Source organism: Helicobacter sp. 11-8110 (genome assembly GCF_003288905.1).
GTDB classification, from domain to species: domain Bacteria; phylum Campylobacterota; class Campylobacteria; order Campylobacterales; family Helicobacteraceae; genus Helicobacter_D; species Helicobacter_D colisuis.
In genome coordinates this window covers 101,059-119,917 of sequence record NZ_NHYL01000004.1, presented here as the reverse complement: position 1 = coordinate 119,917, position 18,859 = coordinate 101,059, and the positions used below count along the sequence as shown (strand labels likewise).

Sequence of the window (18,859 nt, the reverse complement as noted above, 5' to 3'; positions counted from 1 at the left end):
TTTAAGATTAGGATTCTTTTTAATAGCTTCTTGGTATTGTTGTTGTTCTTGTTTGTGTTTATCTTTGATATAAGATAAAACATAAGGCATTCTAATATATCCTAGTAAAGATTTAGAATTCTCTATCATAGCTTGTCCTAATTTATATGATAGATGATTGTGGATTCTATCTTTGGCAGTTCCATAACGGAGAGTGAAGTTTAACTCTTTAGTTTTAGAATTAAGTTGTTGGTTCTTAAGGCTTAGTTCTTGATTCTTTAGGTCTAATTCTTTTTGAACAGAATCTAATTGATTCTTGGTTTGGGTGAGTTTTTGGGTTTTTGAAACTAATTCTTGTTTAAGAGAATCAAGAGAGATTTTAGTAGCTTGGGGTTCTTGGGTATTAGCCTTAATTTCTGGTTGTTGTATGATAGGTTTGGGTGTGATTGTTTCAAAAGTGAGATATTGAAATTTTTTTTCATAAGATGGTAAGGGAATGTCGTATTCACAATCTTTAAAATAAGCAAAACGATTTTTATTATTGTTGCAGTAGAGAGCATCATAGAGAAATTCCAGTCTTTCATTTGCAGTTTTTAGAGAGTCAAGCTTTTCTTCTATGGCTTTTGGAGAGAGGAATTGGGATTTGTCGTAGGTGTATTTGAAATCATCTTTAATCATTAAATTATACTGATGCGTGGTGTTTGAATCCCAATTATGCACACATTCTCTGCTCCAAAAAATATTGGTTTTGATTTCTTTAGCGGGATTTCCAGCATTAGCAGTATTTGAAAAGAATATTTTAGCGACAACACTTTTTGCACCTACAATAGCACCTGATGCAATAAATGTTTTTTTTAAAAAAGCAACTTCTTGTCCTATCCAAGTATGATCTCCAATATAAATGCTCTGAGTGGGATTGATTCTTGTATTTGTATTGATATCGTAAATTAGATGGGGATCAGCATTTCTAAACCAAATAGAATGAGAAAGTAGGTTGCTATTTCCTATGATAATATGTTTTCTCTCGGATAAAAGCAATGATCTCTGTCCAGATGGATTAAAATAATTGTTATTGCCCACATAACAGATAGAATCTGTATGTATTGTAATGTTTAGCATTACAGCCCCATTGTCTCCTAAAAATACCACTGAATTATTACCAGCAAAAGTAATGTTGGTTTTTTTTAGAAAACATCGTGATGCGAGGAAAAGGATATTATTTGTGCCATTGAAAGTTATTTTTGAGGATTCTTGCTTACTTATATCCCCATAAATTATATTACCATTTTCTCTTAGGTGTTTTTGCATTTTTACTCCTAGCTTATTTGTCCTGTTTTTAAGATTCCTTTTGTTTGTTCTAAGATAAATCTTGCAAAATCCTCACTATCATTGAGACATTTGGAGACTCGGTAGTCTAAAATGCCTATTTTCTCTGCTTCTTGTTTGTATTGAATAGAGAGTTCAAAATCTGTCTCTGAATTATCAAGGCTAAAAGCAATAGGATAGATGATGAGTTTTTTCCCTTTGTAATTTTTCAAGCAATCTCCCAAGCTTGGCTCTAGCCATTTAACAGGTCCCAATTTAGATTGATAGGCAACTTGGATACTTGCAAACTCTAATCCTACTTTAGGTAGCATTTCTTTTAGTGTATCCACATTAGCTAGAATCTCTTTTTGATAAGGGTCGCCATTATCAATATTTTTTTGCGGAAGTGAGTGAGCAGAAAAAATAAGATGAAATGCTTTGGAATCTTCATCACCTAGAGTCTCTTTAATGCGATTTAAAATAGCTTTGTTATAGCTTTGATTATCAAAATAGTGTTTAATAAAATGCACTTTGGGCTGGTAATTAAGAGCTTTAAGAGCTTTTAGAAAATCATCATAAGAGCTTTGTGTGGTAGTATAACTAAAATGTGGATAAAGGCTAAAAAGCACCACTTCTTGTATATTTTTGCTTTGTAATTCTTTGGCAACAAGATTGGCAAAGGGTGGTGTGTAGCGCATTGCATAAGTGTAAAAGTAGCTATTATCTAGGTTTTCTAGCTTTTGACAGAGCTTGAAAGTGTGCTCGACTAAAGGAGATTTATTGCCAATTTTTCTGTAGTTGTTTTTGGATTCTTCAAGGCGCCTATAGGTAATAAAACTCGCTACCATAGAGCGAAAAAAATTGCTTTTAATAGGTAAAATATAAGGATCATTAAACATATTTTTTAGAAAAACTTCAACTTCACCTAAAGAATTAGGACCGCCCATATTAAGAAGCACAACGGCTATATTTTTTGCATTTTGCATTAATTTACCTTTTTTGCATTAATCATTCCGCAGAAATTTTTACCTTCATAAAACTCGATTCTATAGACTTTACCTTTTTTATCTAGTGAGAAGTTTTGATTTATATCTGTGGAGGTTAAAAATATTTCTTCTTCGCTTACCACACCATTTTTGGAATAACCAATCACATTAACTCTAGCTTTTGGGTTTTTTTTGATTAAAAATCCTTCTTGGAATTCTAGAGTTTTTCCAAAATTGACTTTTTTGGTAATACTTTTATCAATCTCTATTTCCATACTTTCAATGCTACATTGCATAGAAAAATACTCAGGCTTTAAAAAAGAGATTTTTTGGTGTCCGATATAGACTTCATAGCCATTTTTGACTTTTTTAATTCTCCCTAGTGGATGAGTAAAAGTGAATTGATTATCTTTTTTAAGTAAGGGGATAAAATTAAGTGTGTTTTTGATTTCGCTTAATTCAAGGGTGATATTGTTATTAATATTAAGAGTCTTGTAGTCTTTTACTTTATTTTCCACACCCTTTAGATCTAGAGTAAAATTGCGTGTATATTCTATGCCTAAGATTTGCATTAAAGCTTCAATGGAGTTTAATTGATAAAGGGTTTTGAGTGGAAGTTCTTTGATATTTTTGCTAGTTTCTATGGCAAGAGCAGGTTTTAAGTGAGTAATGGCATAATAAGTTAGAGAGTTTTGCTGTTCTTCATCTTTGAAGCGCGTTTCAGTGTTTCTTACTCCAAAAGTGTGAAAATCATAATGTAATTCTTTGTTGAGTTTGGTTTCAATTTCTTTGGCTATTTCATCAAGATTTCCAAAAGGAATATTATTAAGCATCTTTTGATCGATAACATAAGTTTGTCCCCACGCCTTTGGATTAAAGATTGAATTTTCCCATTTTTCTCGGTAAAATCCGTGTCCATCGTGAAGGTTAATTACAAAATTTACTTTAGGACTAGTGATAATTTCTTTAATTTTAGCAACATTGTCAAAATCAGGATCATTAGGTGCAATATGGGCAAATTTACGATTCATATCCTTGTAGATTCCGCGCTTAAAGGCTAAAATACTATCAGGATTGAGATTGGGCACAACCAAAACATTGCCTTTTAGAATATGATAAGAATCTGCCAAAATACTAGGCGCAAAATATCCGCCAGGCTCATCCCCATGAATACCGCCAATGACAAGCAAAGTTGATCCATCGTTATCGCCTTTGAGTTTATAGAGATTAAAAGGAGTATTTTTGGCGTTTATAAAATTTAAGCCAAAAAGAAAAAGGATAAAGATTTTAAAGAAAAATAATTTCACAAAATTCCCTTCAGTGTCATCTTAATATAAAGTAAGCCATTTCTAAAATACGATGAGAATATCCCCACTCATTATCATACCAAACCATAACCTTTGCCATATCCTCTAGAACAAAAGTTAAATCCAAAGCCACAACTCCACTTAAGGGGCAATTGACAAAATCTTGAGAAACACCATAAGATTCATCAACACCCAAGATTCCCCTTAAATGACCAAGTGCAGCTTGTTTAAAAAGGGTGTTAATGGATTCTTGAGTGGCATTTTTTAGGAGATTAACATTGAGATCAACCATAGAAACATCAGCTACAGGGACACGCACACTATGTCCGTGGAGCTTATTTTTCATCTGGGGTAAGACTAAATGCAAGGCTTTTGCTGCTCCAGTTGTCGTGGGTATGATGTTAATTCCAGCAGCTCTTGATCGCCTAAAATCACCCTTTCTATGCACAGAATCAATGAGATTTTGATCATTTGTGTAGCTGTGAATGGTGGTTAAAATTCCATTTTTAACGCCAAAGTTTTCATCTAATAGTTTGATAACAGGGGCTAATGCGTTAGTTGTGCAGCTTGCATTAGAGATAATTTTTTCTCCCTTATAATCTTGATGATTGACACCAAGAACAAAAGTTTTTGTAGAATCTTTTGCAGGAGCTGATAAAATCACGCGTTTAGCTCCCTTTTGCAAATGGCATTCAACAAGGTCGCTTTCTAAAAATAATCCACTTGCTTCAATAACAATATCAGCTCCGCAAATATCAATTTCTTGCGGAGTTTTTGCATTGCTAAAGGGGATTTCTATACCATTAAAAATAAAACGATTAGTTTGTGAATTATAAGAATCTAAAGTGATGGTGTGAGTTTGATGGACAGAATCATGCACAAAAAGATAAGCAAGCATTTGAGAATCAGCAAGATCATTAATGCCAACAATTTCAATTTTATCCTGCATTTCGCATAGCGCAACGCGTGCAATGCAGCGTCCGATTCTGCCAAATCCGTTTAAAAAAACTTTAACTTTTTCCATTAATTCCACCAACAAGCGCTTTTAAAAGCGTAATTGTAACATAAAAAAATAAAGAATTAAGATTTATTTTTCGCTAAATTAGGGTATAATGTGATTTCTAAAATATTTAAAAAAATAAAGGAAATGAAATGTCATTGTATGATAGAAAGCCAATGAATAACTATGGGCAGTATACAGAAAGTAGCTTTGCGCAAAGTGATATGGCATTGGTTAGCTTTGTAAAACAGACTTATCAGCTTTTTGCAGGTTCGCTTTTAGCAGCAACTATTGGTGCTTATATTGGTATTAGCACTTTAGGTGGTGTGGTAGCGCAGTATTACATTGGATTTGTAATTTTAGAGCTTGCATTGCTTGTTGGATTGTTTTTTACCAAAGCAAAACCGGGCATTAATCTTTTGATGCTTTTTGCTTTTACTTTCGTGAGTGGTTTGACATTAACTCCAATTCTTAGCAGAGTGCTTGGAATGCCTGGTGGAGCTTCTATTGTAGCACAGGCGTTTTTATTGACAACAGCGATTTTTGGCGTGATGAGTATTTTTGCACTTCGCACTAAAAAAGATTTAGCGAGTATGGGCAAGATTCTGTTTATTGCTTTGATTGTTGTTGTGATTGGCTCACTTATCAATCTTTTTTTGGGAAGTCCGATTTTGCAAGTTGCAATTGCAGGGGTAAGCGCAATTTTATTTAGTATTTTCATTGCCTATGATACACAAAATATCGTAAGAGGACTTTATGATAGCCCCGTTACGGCAGCAGTAAGCCTTTATTTAGATTTTTTGAATCTCTTTGTGTCCTTGTTGCAATTGCTTGGAATCTTTGGATCTAGAGAGGAATAAGAGCTTTGAATCAACTCTCTGATTCAGAGTTAAGAATACTTGATGCCAATCTTAATCGTTTAAGAGAAGGTATTAGAGTAGTTGAAGACATTTTGCGCTATAGCTTTAATGAAAAAGCTTTGGCGCTCAAATTAAAAGATCTTCGCCATTCTTGCAGATTAAAAAATTTTCATTCTTTGTTGAATTCAAGAGATTCTCAAAATGATGTTTTAAAAACTTCTATACCACAAGAACAAATACGAAAAGGTTTGAAAGATATTGTGATTGCTAATTTTAAGCGCACTCAAGAATCAGCGCGAGTTTTAGAAGAGATTCTTAAGCTTCAAAAAATTGAAGAGAGTGAGCAGTTTAAAAATATTCGCTATTCTCTTTATATCTTAGAAAAAGAAATCTTTAATGCTTTGTTTATGAATTAGATTTCTTTCTTTTATTGCTTAAAGCAGCCAAGATTCCACCACAAGCAATTAATGCCATTCCTGAAATAACAAGGGCATTAGGAATCTGATCGCCCAAAATGATCCCCGCTAAAGTCGCCATAAAAATCGTAACATAGCTAATTGCTCCAATAATGGGTGGATTTCCTAGCATATAGGCTTTTGTAAGGTAGATTTGCGCATAAGTTGAGACAACTCCAAGTCCAAGGACTAAAATCCATTCATAAAAAGTAGGCATAACAAAAGGCATAAATAAAGAGATAGGGTAGTTTTCATAAGGAACAAGCTGTGTTAAAAGGGGAAGAAGTGAGCCAAAAAATCCTAATGAACCAATAATGATTCTAGGATCATAATTTTTGGCTAACTCTGCCACTGAGAGATAGGCTAAAGCAGCGGCTACTCCACTATAGATTCCTATGCTTAATCCCCAAAAGCTTAAATGGAGATTTTGAGGATTGGAGATGAGTAAGATTCCGCTAAAGCCAAGAAAAATAGCAATCCAGACTTTAAAAGAGACTTTTTGGCGGATAAAAAATACACTAAAAAGAGCCAAAAAGATAGGCGAGGTGTAAGAAAAGGCAAAGGCGATTCCAAGGGGCATCACAGACATATTATAAAAATATGCTATCATCGCACTTCCACCAGCAAAACCACGAAAAATCAAAATAAATGGTCTGCCACCTTGTGGTGTTTTTGGGGGTTTGAGTGCTAGAGCAATGAGAACCCAAACAAGCCCAAAGAAATTTCTAGCAAAAGCAACTTCAATGGCAGGTAGATTTGGCGTTAAGACTTTAACAAACATTCCCATAAAAGTAAAAAGCAAGGCAGCAATAAGCATAGCTATAATAGCTTGTTTGTTTTGATACATTTTTATTCTTTTTTTTGAAGTTTTGCTGAATCATACTCTTTTTAGTCTTATGGTTTAATTTGACAAAAGAGGCGCTTAATAGGTAAAATTTGCTTTTTAAAAGGGCTTTTATGGATAAAATTTATGGAACTATTGCGATTATGGGGCGACCTAATGCGGGGAAAAGCTCACTTTTTAATCGTTTTTGCAAATCAAGAATTGCTATTACCTCTGAGATTGCTGGAACAACAAGAGATGTAAAAAAGGCTAATGTTACTTTAAAGGACACTCCCTTTTTGCTACTAGATACAGGTGGGCTTGATGAGAGTGATTCTTTGTTTTTGCAGGTTACAAAACATTCGCATAGTGCTGGAGAGAGTGCGGATTTGATTTTGTATGTTGTTGATGGCAAAATGCCCCCAAATCCTTTGGATAAAAAAATCTTTTATGCCTTGCAAAAGAAAAATTCCAATATTTTTTTGGTGGTCAATAAAATCGACAATGACAAGGAGCAAAGTAACGCTTGGGAATTTAGTGAATTTGGTGCTTGTCATACATTTTTTGTGTCAGTATCCCACAATCGTGGAATTGGAAAATTAGAAGATAGTATTGTTAGGTTGCTGAAAAAAGATTCGCTCACACAGCTTTTTAATGTAGATGAAGAAGAATCATTGGAAGAGTTTTTGGAAGCTTCTGTGGCACAGGAAACAGAAGAAGTTATTAATATAGGGATTATAGGCAGAGTAAATGTGGGCAAAAGCTCACTTTTGAATGCACTTTTGGGGCAAGAGCGATCGGTGGTTTCTAGTAAGGCAGGGACAACGATTGATCCTGTTGATGAAATGGGTGAGATTGAAGGCAGAAAAGTAAATTTTGTGGATACAGCGGGTATTAGACGCCGAGGGAAAATTGAAGGATTGGAGAAATTTGCGCTTAATCGCACTAGAGAAATTTTAAAAAGATCAGATATTGCAGTTTTAGTTTTAGATGCTTCAAGTCCTTTTGTGGAGTTAGATGAAAAAATTGCTGGTTTGATTGATGAATTTAAGCTTGGTGTTATTGTGGTATTAAATAAATGGGACATTGCTCACAAAGACTACAAGGGGATTATGGAAGATTTTAGATTGCGCTTTAAGTTTTTGGATTATGCGCCTATTTTAACCATTTCAGCAAAAAATGGACGCCATATTCAAAAGTTAGAGCAAGAGATTTTGAAAGTTTATGAGCATTTTTCTTATCGTATCCCGACGGCTAAGCTTAATGAAATAATTAAGGAAGCCACGATGCGACATCCTATTCCAAGTGATAGGGGTAAGATTGTCAAGGTTTATTATGCGACACAATTTGAGACAAAGCCACCTCAAATTGCCTTGATTATGAATCGCCCTAATAGTTTGCATTTTAGCTACAAGCGTTATTTGGTTAATTTTTTGCAAGAAAGGTTTGATTTTAGCGGAACACGCATTATTTTTATTGCGAGAGGAAAAAATGCTTTTGAGGAAACAAAACAAAAGAATTTTGAGGAATAATTTATAGGTTTAGAATCTAAAAATGGAACGACTGAGTTTTAATTAATATCTATAAACACTTATTTTAAGTATTTATAGATTTTTTAAAGAAACTTAAAAGAATCCTATTTATAAAAAACAAAATTTCATCAATGCTAATCAAGGCTATAAAAAATTCTTTTTATATTTGTTTGTATAAATCAAAATTAATTGCTTTGCGATTTATTCCCAAATTCCTTCTCCTTCAGCTTTACTTGCAGAAATCAAATCGCTATTTCCTTCTTTTTCGCTAATCCAAATCCATTCTTTTGCATTTTTTGTAAACCATTCAGAATCAATTAAATATTTATATATAAATAAAGTCATACAACCCAAATCATACTTATCTCCCTTGCAATGATAAGTTTCTTTGTCGATTTTTATCATTCCTGATTCTTTGGCATATTCATCTATCCTTTTATACATATCTTCTAAATTATATTTGCCTTCTTTTAAAATCTTTTCTTCATCTAAAACTATTCTTGTGCCTAAAAGTGGGTATGCCATTTTTATCCTTTCATGCAATATTAATTTCAATTATAGAAAACAAAACCTATTTTTCTAATATAATTTAAGTGATAGGTAGGATTGAATTTGCAAAAATTAAAAATTTGGTATTTAGCTTTTTATATTTTTCTTTCTTTTTTAAAATTATTTTATAGTATAATATTTTTGTTGTGATGATAAGAAATTAAGTTTTATATATTGCTTACGGAATTAGTTAGAGAATTTAGTAAAAAATTCGGTATTAATTCTTATGAAAATAATGCGGTTAATAAAAGGTAAGTATTATTTTGAAATCTGATTTTAGCCTAGGAATACAAAGGGTTTAAAATGGACAAGGGAATGAAGATTCTTGAACTTTATGGTGAGTTAGCAAAACTCTTACAAGATGAAGAATTAGTGAAAAATTTGATAATTTCAAAAAGGTTTCTGATTTTATAAAAGTTTTTGACACGCAAAATAAAAGGTAAAATTTTTTTGAGATTATAAATGCAAAGTTAAGATTTCACAAGGAGAAGAAAATGAGCAACAGAATAGAGAATTATCCAAATATACAGAAGTTACAGACAATATTAAACGAACTAGCATTTCATCAAATACATCAAGCGTGGATAGACAAGAAAATTCCACAATACAGCTTGATAATACTAGAGAGATGGGCAGAGTTTTATCCAAACACAATCAAGAATCTAGGAATGTCAGATCTAATGACACTAGCATTACCACAAGCACAAATGGAGCTAGAAATCTTGGAAAGCGTGGAGGCAGACAAGAAGAGAGAACAGGGGCTAACAGATATGGAGATACTAGCAGAAGAGCAAATCAATCTCAATCAATACATAGCAATAGAACCCCAAATTTATTCTCCTTTGTTTCAAGAAATGATGATGAAAGACAAGGAACAGACACAAGAAGAAACAATCAACGATCAGTATTGGAAACTGAAACAAGAATTAATGGATATGAGAGAAAAAATCTTAAATCTGGACGAAAATTAGATTTTATAAGCGATGATGAAGTCTATCTTGGCTCTTTAAAAGATAGATTTCAAAAAAATCTTCAAGCTATTAAGCTTTCAAAAATTATTGAACAAGAAAATCGCTATGCCACTAAACAAGAACAAGAGATTCTAAATAAATTTTCAGGATAGAGTGAATATTTTTTCTATCTCAATACCGAGATTATATAGCAAATTTAAATTTTAGAAAGACATAAATTGATGACTACTCAGGCAAAGCAGAAATTAATGAAAGACAAGCGGAAGTGGGTGGGCGTAGTCATCCCCACCATCCCATATTTAATGACTTCAATTTTCGTAAATCCGCAAAGGATTTTAAAGCAAAATTAGAAGAATTTAGCAACAAAAATAAGAACCATACTCAAACCAAAGAAAAGGAGTTAAAATGATGAGTAAGCTCATAGTTATTAATAATCAACAAGTGCAATTTAACTTCAAAGATAATCAAATATTTTGCACTAGCCTAGATGTAGCTAAGGTTTTTGGGAAACAACATAAAAATGTTTTAAGAGATATCGAAAACATTTTAAATGATTTGCGAGAAATAGGGACTTCTAATGATCTACTCAATTTTGAGCTTTCATTCAAAGTCCATAAAATACAAGGCTTTAAAGGTAGAGAAAGAAAATACCCATATTATAATCTAACTCGCGATGGTTTCTCTCTTTTAGCAATGGGCTTTACAGGCAAAAAAGCTTTACAATTCAAAATCGCTTTCATCAATGCTTTTAATGAAATGGAAAAACTTTTACAAAAAGAAATTAAAAGCCCCAATAAATACTTAACAGATTTAATGGAACTCATTTATCCAAATTTACCACAAAGTGATTACAAAGTTAGTGTGGTTATCACAGATAACCCTTATTCCAAAGAAGCTAAAAATGTATTTTCTTTAAATTATCTTGTCGATAATCGCACACCAAAAGATCCAAAGAAGTTGCAATGAGTGATAAAGAATTACAAAAAGAAATATTAGCCTTAGAAAACGATGTTAAGCAACTAGAAGCAACTATTAATGCAATCAAGAAAAGAATTACTCATCTTAAAGACATTGCTTGGGATAGACAAAGCAAAAAAGAAAGCTCTCAAATGTATAAAGTATTAAAAGATACTAAAGAGCATACAAGAGTTAAAAGCAATGTAGGAGATATAAAAGTAGATAAAGACTTTATGGAAAAATAAATTAAAAAGTATTTAGATAATCCAAATTTAAGAGGAATGGTTACTACACAAGAAATGCTTTCATTCCCTAAGGTGGCTAAAGGTGTGGAAGCAGAGTATGATGAAAGATATCAGGGGTATAGTTGGAAAACCAAAGCAAATGATGGAAGTATTTTAAACTATGGTGAAAGAGATTTTGGAAAAGGACATAGATTATTAACTGCTCACAGCAAAACAGAGAGGGACGAACGGGGTCAGCTTCGCCAAGAGTTTAACGACCTCGATTTTCACAACTCTGTTGAAAATATTATACCACAACAAAACCAATCTGTGAATGATTTTAAACAAAGTGGTTGATTTTATAAGGGAGTACAAAAGTATTTAACGAGCTATATCAAAGATAGTAATAATACTAGAATTTGCGACTAAGAAAGCAATAGTGGCATTTTTAGAATAGCAACAGATAAAATCAAAGGGGAGGGTCTCATCCCGCCACTATCCCCCTCTGATGAGATGAGTATAACATTTTATTCTGATAGAAATCTTAATAAACAAATGGAATTTAAAATATAAATGTTACGGATGCAAGGGTTAAAATCAATAAAATACAATATGGTGGCCACGACTGGACTTGAACCAGCGACCACTACCATGTCAAGGTAGTGCTCTACCAACTGAGCTACGCGACCTTTTAAAACAAGAAGCATTGATAAAAGAGAGTGAAATTCTATCAAACCGCTCTTTTATTTTTTCTTAAAAAAGGTTTGAAGAATGATGAGAAATACTCCAAGATTAATCATCATATCTGCAAAATTGAAAATTGCAAATTCAAATTTATAATGCCAATAAATATAATCTACAACGCCAATATGCAAGAATCGATCAAGAATATTTGAAATGCCACCACCAAAGATAATGCCAATAGGGAAAGAATGGGCTTGAAAAATTTCTTTATGTTTCCAAAGATAAGCAAAGATTCCAATAAGCAAAAGAATTTGAAGATATTTTAACCATTCTTTTAAGAAATCAAAGAGAGAAAATGCAACCCCTTGATTATAAGCAAGCACCAAAGAAATAATATTTCCTTGATATTCAAAGTTATTCTGCACAAACCACCACTTGATGGCTTGATCAATTAATAAAACAAAAAATAAGGCTAGAGAAAAACTAACTAAGGATTTTTTTGTCATCAATAAAGCTTTCCTTTAAAGAATGTTTCGCACTCGCACAAAACTTTTTCAAGCATTTTTGTGTCCTTGCCTTCAAGCAAGATGCGTAGTTTGTTTTCTGTTCCGCTGTAGCGAATTAAATGGCGAATCTTTTTGCTTTCAATTTCTTTAAGAAGCGTTTGGTAGTTTTCTAATGTATCTAAGTTGGGTTTGCTTTGGACATTGATATTTCTTAGGATTTGTGGATAGAGCTTGAAGCAATCAAGCGCTTTTGAAGCTGTTTTTTTGGATTGCAAAATATAAGCCATTGTCTGCAAAGCGCTTACTAATCCATCACCTGTTTTGGCAAAATCACTAAAAATAATATGCCCACTTTGCTCCCCACCAAAATTAAGACCATTAGCTAACATACTCTCTAATACATATTTATCACCAACATTAGAACGGATAGTTTTAATTCCGTGTTCGCTTAGAAATTCTTCTAGGGCATAATTGCTCATAATAGTTGCCACTACGGTATTGTTTTTTAGCGTGTTGTTTTGTTTGGCAGCAAGTGCTAAAACCCCAATGAGTTTATCTCCATGCACCACTTCACCCTTTTCATCAACAACTACTAATCTATCAGCATCTCCATCAAGAGCAAAGCCAATGTCAGCTCTTACTTTGCGCACTTCTTCTTGAAGCATTAAAGGTTGTGTAGCACCACAATTTTCATTAATATTAAAGCCATTTGGAGAATCATTAATCACAAAAACTTCTGCTCCAAGTTCGCTAAAAATCGTAGGAGCAACCTTGTAAGCCGCTCCATTAGCACAATCAAGCACCACGCGGATTCCATGTAAGCTTAAATCTTTTGGAAAAGAGTTTTTAATATGCACAATATAGCGCCCTACAACATCATCAATTCGCTTACTGGAACCAATTTCTTTGCCACTTTTTTGTGCAGATTCTAGCAATGATTCATCATAATAGATTTTTTCAATGTTTTCTTCATCTTTTTCATCAATTTTATAACCACTTTTGCCAAAAAATTTGATTCCATTGTCCATAAAGGGATTGTGACTAGCGCTAACCATAATTCCACCATCACATCGCATATCTTCTGTAAGATAGGCAATGGCAGGAGTTGGCATAGGTCCAATTTGAATCACTTCATAGCCCACCGCAGTTAGTCCGCTTACAAGTGCATTTTCTAGCATATAGCCACTACGCCTTGTGTCTTTGCCTACCAAAATTCGGTTAGTTTTAGAATGTTCTTGGTAGTAGATTCCTGCTGCAATCCCTAATTTTAAGGCACAAAATGCATTGAGCTTTACTCCTGCTTCCCCTCTTACTCCATCAGTTCCAAAAAGTTTCATAATGACTACCTTTGAAATTTAGTTTTTCTTAAGCACTTTTATTTGCTTTTAATAAAAATTAAAATAAAATTTTAGCTTAAATTTTTTTATAAAAGGATTAACGCTCTATGGCAAATCATAAATCAGCAGAAAAACGTATCAGACAAACAAAAAAGCGCACAGAGAGAAATCGTTACTATAAAACAAGAATCAAAAATATGACAAGAAGCTTAAAAGAGGCGATTGAGGCAAAAGATCTTAGCAAATCGCAAGAAGTTATGAAGCAGATTAATCAAGCATTTCACAGCTATGTAAGCAAGGGAATCTTGACAAAAAATACTGCTGCAAGAAAAGTTAGTCGTTTAAATTCTTCTGTTAAAAAACTTGCTTTAGCTAACGCTTAAAGTTAGCTAAATTCCTAATTCATAAATGTTAGCTTCAAAATTAAAACCTTTCATTGATCGCTATGATGAGATTAGCAATTTGCTTATACAGCCGGAGATTCTAAGTGATATAAAAAGAATGACTGAACTAAGCAAAGAGCAGAGTGATTTAGAAAAGCTTGTCCAAAAATCTAAACAATATTTGAAAAATCTTGAAAGCATAGAAGAAAATAAAGGGCTTTTAGATGATAAGGAATTAGGGGATTTAGCCAAAGAAGAGATTAAAGAAGCGGAATTAGAAAATGAGAATCTAGAATCAGAAATTAAGATTCTATTGCTACCCAAAGACCCTAACGATGAAAAAAATATTTATTTGGAATTGCGCGCAGGAACGGGAGGAGATGAGGCAGGAATCTTTGTTGGAGATTTGTTTAAAGCTTATGTTCGCTATGCTGAATCAAAGGGCTGGAAAGTTGAGATTATTAGTTCTAGCGAAAATAATGTGGGCGGATATAAAGAAGTCATTGCTCTTATTAAGGGTAAGGGCGCATATTCTCGTTTGAAGTTTGAAGGTGGGACACATCGGGTGCAACGAGTGCCAGAGACAGAATCGCAAGGTAGAATCCACACTTCAGCAATCACCGTGGCTATTATGCCAGAAGTTGATGATGTGGAAGTGGTGATTAATCCTAATGATTTAAGGATTGAAGTTTTTCGTGCGGGCGGACATGGTGGGCAGTGTGTTAATACCACTGATTCTGCTGTGCGTATCACGCATATCCCAACAGGCATTAGTGTTTCAATGCAAGATGAAAAATCCCAACATAAAAACAAAGATAAAGCTTTAAAGATTCTAAAGGCTAGAATCTATGAAGCTGAGCTTGAAGCTCAAATGGAGCAAAATGCAGAAGCAAGAAAATCCCAAGTGGGAAGTGGAGATAGAAGCGAGAGAATCCGCACTTATAACTATCCGCAAAATCGCCTAAGTGATCATAGAATTAGCTTAACCTTGTATAGTTTAGAGGAGATTATGCTAAATGGTGATTTAGATCAGGTGATTGAGCCTATTATTGCTTATTTCCAAGCAGAAGCATTGCAAAATAGTGGAATTGCTTAGGAAATTGCATTTTTTAAGGATTTTTTTACATTTTTTTATTATAATTACAATTTTCTTACGGACAGATGGGTGAGTTGGCTGAAACCACATCCCTGCTAAGGATGCGTAGTCGCAAGATTACCGAGAGTTCGAATCTCTCTCTGTCCGCCACTTATTTCTTACCTTAACAAAATCCAATTTTTGAAAGTTTTGATTATTTTTTTGTATTTTAGTATTTTTTAAAAGTCATAAAAAATGCTTGATTGTTATAAAAAAGATTCTAGAAAATTAATTAGAATATACTTATTTGAGAATTTATAAAAGAGTTTATTTATCTTTTGGATAAACTTTTATAAAATTTTCAAAAAACTTGGTTAAAATTCATAGTAAAAAAGTGGTGTGGTATGCTAGAACAAGATTTACAAATCAAACAAATTTTACAAGAAGCAAAGACTATTGCTATTTTGGGACTTTCACCAGATGAGAGTAAGCCTAGTAATAAGGTAGCAAAATACCTTTTAGAACAGGGTTATAGGGTGATTCCTATTTATCCTAAAGGTGGTGAGATTCTTGGGATCACTGCTTATTGCACTTTACAAGAAGCATTTAGTGGTGAGGCTAAAAAAGGTGGAATTGATATTTTAAATATCTTTCGTAAAAGTGAAGCGATTCTTGGAATAGCAAAAGAAGTGCTAAGTTTGGAAGCTAAACCAAAGTGCGTGTGGGTGCAGCTTGGTCTTTTTAGTCCCAAATCCAAAGAGATTTTAGAAAATCAAGGTATTTCATATTTTGAAAATTTATGCATTAAATTAGAACATCAAAGGTTGTTTGCATGATTCCATTGGCAAAAATTATGGATGCAAGCCGCAGATTAAAAGGGATAGCGGAGCATACAAAGTTGGCTTTTGCGCCAAAACTTAGTCAATTAAGTGGTGCAAAAATTTATGTCAAGCAGGAAAATTTACAAAATACGGGCTCTTTTAAATTGCGAGGAGCATTTAATAAAATTGCTTCATTGACTACAGAGGAGCGAGAAAAGGGCGTGGTTGCTTCAAGTGCTGGGAATCACGCTCAAGGTGTTGCCTATAGCGCAAAGCATTATGGAATCAAGGCAGTTATTGTGATGCCCGAATCAACCCCTTTATTAAAGGTAATGGGGGTAAGAGAGCTTGGTGCAGAGGCAATTTTATATGGTAATAATTATGATGAAGCTTATGCATACGCCTTGGAATATGCGCAAAAAAATAATTTGCATTTCATCCACCCTTTTGCAGATGATGAGGTTATCGCAGGGCAGGGGACAATCGCTTTAGAAATGATAGAAGATCAAAATAATCTCACAACTATTGTTGTGCCTATTGGTGGTGGTGGATTGATTTCAGGGGTGGCAGCTGCTTATAAGCAAATGTTGCCTAGCGTTAGAGTGATAGGTGTTGTGGCTCAAGGTGCTCCTGGAATGTATCACTCATTTTACAAAAAGTCTATCCAAACCACGAAATCCGTGCGAACAATCGCTGATGGAATTGCGGTGCGCGATGTGAATGAAAAGAATTTTAATTATATCTTAGAATGCGTAGATGAGATTGTAGTGGTGGATGATGAAGAAATTGCTAATGCAATTTTGTATCTACTAGAAAAACAAAAATTAGTTGTGGAGGGTGCTGGGGCAAGTGTTGTAGCAGCGCTTTTGCATCAAAAATTTAAAATCAACCCAAATGAGTTAATTGGCTTAGTCTTAAGTGGTGGCAATATTGATGTTACCATGCTTGGCGTGATTATTGAAAAAGGTTTGGTGCGCTCTCATCGTAAAATGCGCTTTAGCGTGGTGTTGGTTGATAAACCCGGAAGTCTGCAATCTTTAAGTAATTTACTCTCAAAGCTTGGAGCAAATATTGTTAAAATTGATTTTGATAGGACTTCTACTTCTTTGGGTTATGGTGATGCAAATGTGATTGTAATGTTGGAGACAAAAGGCAAAGATCACCAAGAAGAAATTCGCGAAGAATTGCATAAAAATGGTTATGAATTTATAGAAATGTAGGTTTCTTTTGAACGAGAACAAAAAGGCTTATCTTTTTTTATTTTTTATTTTATTGATTGATTTTTTCTTACTTTTGTGGGTGGGCAAAAATTTAAGCATTAGTTTTTATGAAGCACAATCTTTTTTTAATCCGCGCGATTTTGCTGGATATTATGCCAAATTAAGTGTTTCTTTATTTGGTAGAAGTGATATTGGGCTTAGAATCGGATTCTTGCTTTTACATTTGTGCAATGGTGTTTTAATGTTTTTATTAGCAAAAACATTCTTAAAGCGCCCTAGTGATGCGGTGTTTTGCGCATTACTATTTTTGCTTTTGCCTGGTGTAAATGCAGGGGCGATTCTAATTTCTAATAGCGGAATCGTGATTTTTTTTAGCTTGCTTTTATGTTTGTGGCATCAAAAAACGCAAAAATTTCCTTATTGGCTTTTGTTGATGATGGCTTTTGTAGATAAGAGTTTTTCGTTGGTGTTTTTGGCTTTGATTTTTTATGGAATTGCTCATAAAAATACCTTTTTGGTTTTTGCCTCTTTAGTGTGTTTTGCGGTTAATATGTATTTGTTTGATTTAGGGATTGGAGGACATCCTGAAAGTCATTTTGTGGATATGATTGGACATTTGCTCCTTATTTTTTCTCCTTTGGTTTTTTTATATTTTTTATACATGATTTATCGATTTGCAAACTCTAAAGCTAAGCCTTTAATGTGGTATATTGTTGTGGTGGCTTTGAGTTTTATTTTTATTTTTTCATTGCGTCAAAGGGTGGATATTGAATCTTTTGCGGCTTTATTGATAGTTGGTATTCCTTTGATGGTGAATTTATATTATTCGGGGCTTAGAGTTAGGTTGCCTAAGTTTAAAGGGCGTTACAAAATTCCATTTAAAATTACATTGGCTATTTTGTTGTGTATGACGGGGTTGTTAATCTTTTCGAAGCCTTTGTTTGTAGTGCTTTCTAATGAGGAAAATCATTTTGCTTATCGGCATTATATTGCTCAAGAATTAGCAAAAGAGCTTAAAGAGCAAAAAATCAAGGCAGTTAGAACTGAAGCAAGAATGCAAGAGAGATTGTTGTTTTATGGGATTCAAAAAGGGGGGAGAAAATTAAGCCAAATTTATAAAAAAGATTCTATTAAAATTCCTATTATTTATTATGACAAAGAAGTTACCACATTTTATGTTCAATAAAGCCTTTAGTTTATTTGAAGTTTTACTAGTTTTAGGAATTTTGGGTATTTTAAGTGGGGTTGGTTATTTATTTTATCCAAAAACTGCGATAAACTTAGCTCAAGAGCAGATTATCAATCATTTAAATTACACGCGATTCTTGGCTTTGAATACCTCTAAGGATATTACACAAAGCTTATTTTGCCAAAGTGATTTTTGTCAAGATGAGAGAAGTAGATTTGAAGAGAGTTACTGGAGATTACAATTTTCTAATCTAAAAAACATTGAGTGGGCGTATTCTATCTTTAGTGATAGTGCAAGGAGTTCAAAGACGAAAAATTTTGATGATAGACCTATGGATTCTTTTGAAGTGGCAAGGGATCCTATGAGTGGAAAATATTTAAGCGTTTATACTTATAATAATACAAAATTTGCTAATACGCTAAGAGAGGGTGATTTGTCAATCTCCAAAAGATATGGGGTGAGCAAAGTGCAAATGTATGGGGGCTGTGGGAATCAAAGTGGCGGTAGGGGGATTTTTTATAATAGGGGGGTTTTTAGGGGCAAAAAAAATGGGGAAAAGGGGAGTTTTCCAACTAAGGAGGTGGTTTTGGAATTAAGCGATCATTTTGGGAATTCACTTAGGGTTTGCATTTTTGAAAATGGACTTGTTAAAAAATGTTAAAAATTATACAAAATTGTGCTACAATAAAAAAATAT

17 protein-coding genes, 2 tRNA genes and 3 pseudogenes are annotated in these 18,859 nt (G+C 33.5%); 13 read left to right on the top strand and 9 right to left on the bottom strand.

Features of this window, described 5'->3' with window-relative positions:
- The 4 genes and pseudogenes from CCY98_RS08615 to gap form a co-directional block, all read right to left on the bottom strand.
- Positions 1 to 1,287: pseudogene (locus CCY98_RS08615) on the bottom strand (hypothetical protein); the annotation flags it as partial.
- A gap of 8 nt (positions 1,288 to 1,295) precedes the next feature.
- Positions 1,296 to 2,270 carry a ferrochelatase gene (gene hemH / locus CCY98_RS05445; RefSeq protein ID WP_112057556.1) on the bottom strand — a complete coding sequence of 325 codons (975 nt, stop codon included), beginning with the start codon at positions 2,268 to 2,270 and terminating at the stop codon, positions 1,296 to 1,298.
- Positions 2,270 to 3,577, bottom strand: coding sequence for a M99 family carboxypeptidase catalytic domain-containing protein (locus CCY98_RS05440; RefSeq protein ID WP_112057555.1), 1,308 nt, complete (start codon positions 3,575 to 3,577; stop codon positions 2,270 to 2,272). The genes hemH and CCY98_RS05440 overlap by 1 nt, the downstream gene beginning before the upstream one ends.
- A gap of 16 nt (positions 3,578 to 3,593) precedes the next feature.
- Positions 3,594 to 4,601 (bottom strand): type I glyceraldehyde-3-phosphate dehydrogenase, encoded by a 1,008-nt coding sequence (gene gap / locus CCY98_RS05435; protein ID WP_112057565.1) that lies wholly within the window; start codon positions 4,599 to 4,601, stop codon positions 3,594 to 3,596.
- 128 nt (positions 4,602 to 4,729) lie between these two features.
- On the opposite strand from gap, the gene CCY98_RS05430 reads away from it, so the two are divergent.
- Positions 4,730 to 5,437, top strand: coding sequence for a Bax inhibitor-1/YccA family protein (locus tag CCY98_RS05430; protein ID WP_112057554.1), 708 nt, complete (start codon positions 4,730 to 4,732; stop codon positions 5,435 to 5,437).
- 5 nt (positions 5,438 to 5,442) lie between these two features.
- A complete protein-coding gene (locus tag CCY98_RS05425) occupies positions 5,443 to 5,853 on the top strand; it encodes a thiamine-phosphate pyrophosphorylase (protein ID WP_112057553.1) in 411 nt (136 codons plus the stop codon).
- Here CCY98_RS05425 and CCY98_RS05420 read toward each other — a convergent pair.
- A complete protein-coding gene (locus tag CCY98_RS05420; protein WP_242099156.1) occupies positions 5,843 to 6,739 on the bottom strand; it encodes a DMT family transporter in 897 nt (298 codons plus the stop codon). The two genes, CCY98_RS05425 and CCY98_RS05420, sit on opposite strands and share 11 nt — an antisense overlap.
- A gap of 110 nt (positions 6,740 to 6,849) precedes the next feature.
- On the opposite strand from CCY98_RS05420, the gene der reads away from it, so the two are divergent.
- Positions 6,850 to 8,247, top strand: a complete 1,398-nt coding sequence (gene der, locus CCY98_RS05415) for a ribosome biogenesis GTPase Der (RefSeq protein ID WP_112057563.1) — start codon at positions 6,850 to 6,852, stop codon at positions 8,245 to 8,247.
- A 201-nt stretch (positions 8,248 to 8,448) separates the two neighbouring features.
- On the opposite strand, the gene CCY98_RS05410 is transcribed toward der, so the two are convergent.
- Positions 8,449 to 8,772 (bottom strand): hypothetical protein, encoded by a 324-nt coding sequence (locus CCY98_RS05410; protein WP_112057552.1) that lies wholly within the window; start codon positions 8,770 to 8,772, stop codon positions 8,449 to 8,451.
- A 652-nt stretch (positions 8,773 to 9,424) separates the two neighbouring features.
- Between CCY98_RS05410 and CCY98_RS08435 the strand changes: the two are divergent.
- The 3 genes and pseudogenes from CCY98_RS08435 to CCY98_RS08740 form a co-directional block, all read left to right on the top strand.
- Positions 9,425 to 9,916, top strand: a pseudogene (locus CCY98_RS08435) (hypothetical protein); the annotation flags it as partial.
- Between the two features lie 259 nt (positions 9,917 to 10,175).
- Positions 10,176 to 10,733 (top strand): Rha family transcriptional regulator, encoded by a 558-nt coding sequence (locus CCY98_RS05395; protein ID WP_112057562.1) that lies wholly within the window; start codon positions 10,176 to 10,178, stop codon positions 10,731 to 10,733.
- Positions 10,730 to 11,293: pseudogene (locus tag CCY98_RS08740) on the top strand (hypothetical protein); the annotation flags it as partial. The gene CCY98_RS05395 and the pseudogene CCY98_RS08740, both read left to right, overlap by 4 nt.
- Positions 11,294 to 11,561: 268 nt before the next feature.
- Here the strand turns inward: CCY98_RS08740 and CCY98_RS05385 are convergent.
- From CCY98_RS05385 to glmM, 3 genes are all read right to left on the bottom strand, one after another.
- Positions 11,562 to 11,637, bottom strand: a tRNA-Val gene (locus tag CCY98_RS05385).
- 54 nt (positions 11,638 to 11,691) lie between these two features.
- On the bottom strand, positions 11,692 to 12,138 hold the full coding sequence (gene lspA, locus CCY98_RS05380; RefSeq protein WP_112057549.1) for a signal peptidase II: 447 nt from the start codon (positions 12,136 to 12,138) through the stop codon (positions 11,692 to 11,694).
- A complete protein-coding gene (gene glmM, locus CCY98_RS05375) occupies positions 12,138 to 13,475 on the bottom strand; it encodes a phosphoglucosamine mutase (protein WP_112057548.1) in 1,338 nt (445 codons plus the stop codon). Before glmM ends, lspA begins: the two co-directional genes overlap by 1 nt.
- 107 nt (positions 13,476 to 13,582) lie before the next feature.
- Between glmM and rpsT the strand changes: the two genes are divergently transcribed.
- From rpsT to CCY98_RS05340, 7 genes are all read left to right on the top strand, one after another.
- Positions 13,583 to 13,858 (top strand): 30S ribosomal protein S20, encoded by a 276-nt coding sequence (gene rpsT, locus CCY98_RS05370; RefSeq protein WP_006655229.1) that lies wholly within the window; start codon positions 13,583 to 13,585, stop codon positions 13,856 to 13,858.
- A gap of 25 nt (positions 13,859 to 13,883) precedes the next feature.
- Positions 13,884 to 14,954 (top strand): peptide chain release factor 1, encoded by a 1,071-nt coding sequence (prfA, locus tag CCY98_RS05365; protein ID WP_112057547.1) that lies wholly within the window; start codon positions 13,884 to 13,886, stop codon positions 14,952 to 14,954.
- Positions 14,955 to 15,013: 59 nt separating this feature from the next.
- Positions 15,014 to 15,104: transfer RNA gene (locus CCY98_RS05360), tRNA-Ser, on the top strand.
- A 233-nt stretch (positions 15,105 to 15,337) separates the two neighbouring features.
- On the top strand, positions 15,338 to 15,769 hold the full coding sequence (locus CCY98_RS05355) for a CoA-binding protein (protein WP_112057546.1): 432 nt from the start codon (positions 15,338 to 15,340) through the stop codon (positions 15,767 to 15,769).
- Positions 15,766 to 16,974 (top strand): threonine ammonia-lyase, encoded by a 1,209-nt coding sequence (gene ilvA / locus CCY98_RS05350; RefSeq protein WP_112057545.1) that lies wholly within the window; start codon positions 15,766 to 15,768, stop codon positions 16,972 to 16,974. Before CCY98_RS05355 ends, ilvA begins: the two co-directional genes overlap by 4 nt.
- Before the next feature lie 7 nt (positions 16,975 to 16,981).
- Positions 16,982 to 18,160 carry a hypothetical protein gene (locus tag CCY98_RS05345; RefSeq protein ID WP_112057544.1) on the top strand — a complete coding sequence of 393 codons (1,179 nt, stop codon included), beginning with the start codon at positions 16,982 to 16,984 and terminating at the stop codon, positions 18,158 to 18,160.
- On the top strand, positions 18,150 to 18,824 hold the full coding sequence (locus CCY98_RS05340; RefSeq protein WP_258439091.1) for a prepilin-type N-terminal cleavage/methylation domain-containing protein: 675 nt from the start codon (positions 18,150 to 18,152) through the stop codon (positions 18,822 to 18,824). Before CCY98_RS05345 ends, CCY98_RS05340 begins: the two co-directional genes overlap by 11 nt.
- The last annotated feature ends 35 nt before the right edge of the window (positions 18,825 to 18,859 follow it).

What these genes read in the sequence shown, in the direction of transcription:
- glmM (WP_112057548.1), bottom strand. Translation starts at nt 13,475, where the DNA reads ATGAAACTTTTTGGAACTGATGGAGTAAGAGGGGAAGCAGGAGTAAAG.
- prfA (WP_112057547.1), top strand. Translation starts at nt 13,884, where the DNA reads ATGTTAGCTTCAAAATTAAAACCTTTCATTGATCGCTATGATGAGATT.
- der (WP_112057563.1), top strand. Translation starts at nt 6,850, where the DNA reads ATGGATAAAATTTATGGAACTATTGCGATTATGGGGCGACCTAATGCG.
- hemH (WP_112057556.1), bottom strand. Translation starts at nt 2,270, where the DNA reads ATGCAAAATGCAAAAAATATAGCCGTTGTGCTTCTTAATATGGGCGGT.
- rpsT (WP_006655229.1), top strand. Translation starts at nt 13,583, where the DNA reads ATGGCAAATCATAAATCAGCAGAAAAACGTATCAGACAAACAAAAAAG.
- lspA (WP_112057549.1), bottom strand. Translation starts at nt 12,138, where the DNA reads ATGACAAAAAAATCCTTAGTTAGTTTTTCTCTAGCCTTATTTTTTGTT.
- CCY98_RS05410 (WP_112057552.1), bottom strand. Translation starts at nt 8,772, where the DNA reads ATGGCATACCCACTTTTAGGCACAAGAATAGTTTTAGATGAAGAAAAG.
- CCY98_RS05395 (WP_112057562.1), top strand. Translation starts at nt 10,176, where the DNA reads ATGAGTAAGCTCATAGTTATTAATAATCAACAAGTGCAATTTAACTTC.
- gap (WP_112057565.1), bottom strand. Translation starts at nt 4,601, where the DNA reads ATGGAAAAAGTTAAAGTTTTTTTAAACGGATTTGGCAGAATCGGACGC.
- CCY98_RS05355 (WP_112057546.1), top strand. Translation starts at nt 15,338, where the DNA reads ATGCTAGAACAAGATTTACAAATCAAACAAATTTTACAAGAAGCAAAG.
- CCY98_RS05430 (WP_112057554.1), top strand. Translation starts at nt 4,730, where the DNA reads ATGTCATTGTATGATAGAAAGCCAATGAATAACTATGGGCAGTATACA.
- CCY98_RS05340 (WP_258439091.1), top strand. Translation starts at nt 18,150, where the DNA reads ATGTTCAATAAAGCCTTTAGTTTATTTGAAGTTTTACTAGTTTTAGGA.
- CCY98_RS05420 (WP_242099156.1), bottom strand. Translation starts at nt 6,739, where the DNA reads ATGTATCAAAACAAACAAGCTATTATAGCTATGCTTATTGCTGCCTTG.
- ilvA (WP_112057545.1), top strand. Translation starts at nt 15,766, where the DNA reads ATGATTCCATTGGCAAAAATTATGGATGCAAGCCGCAGATTAAAAGGG.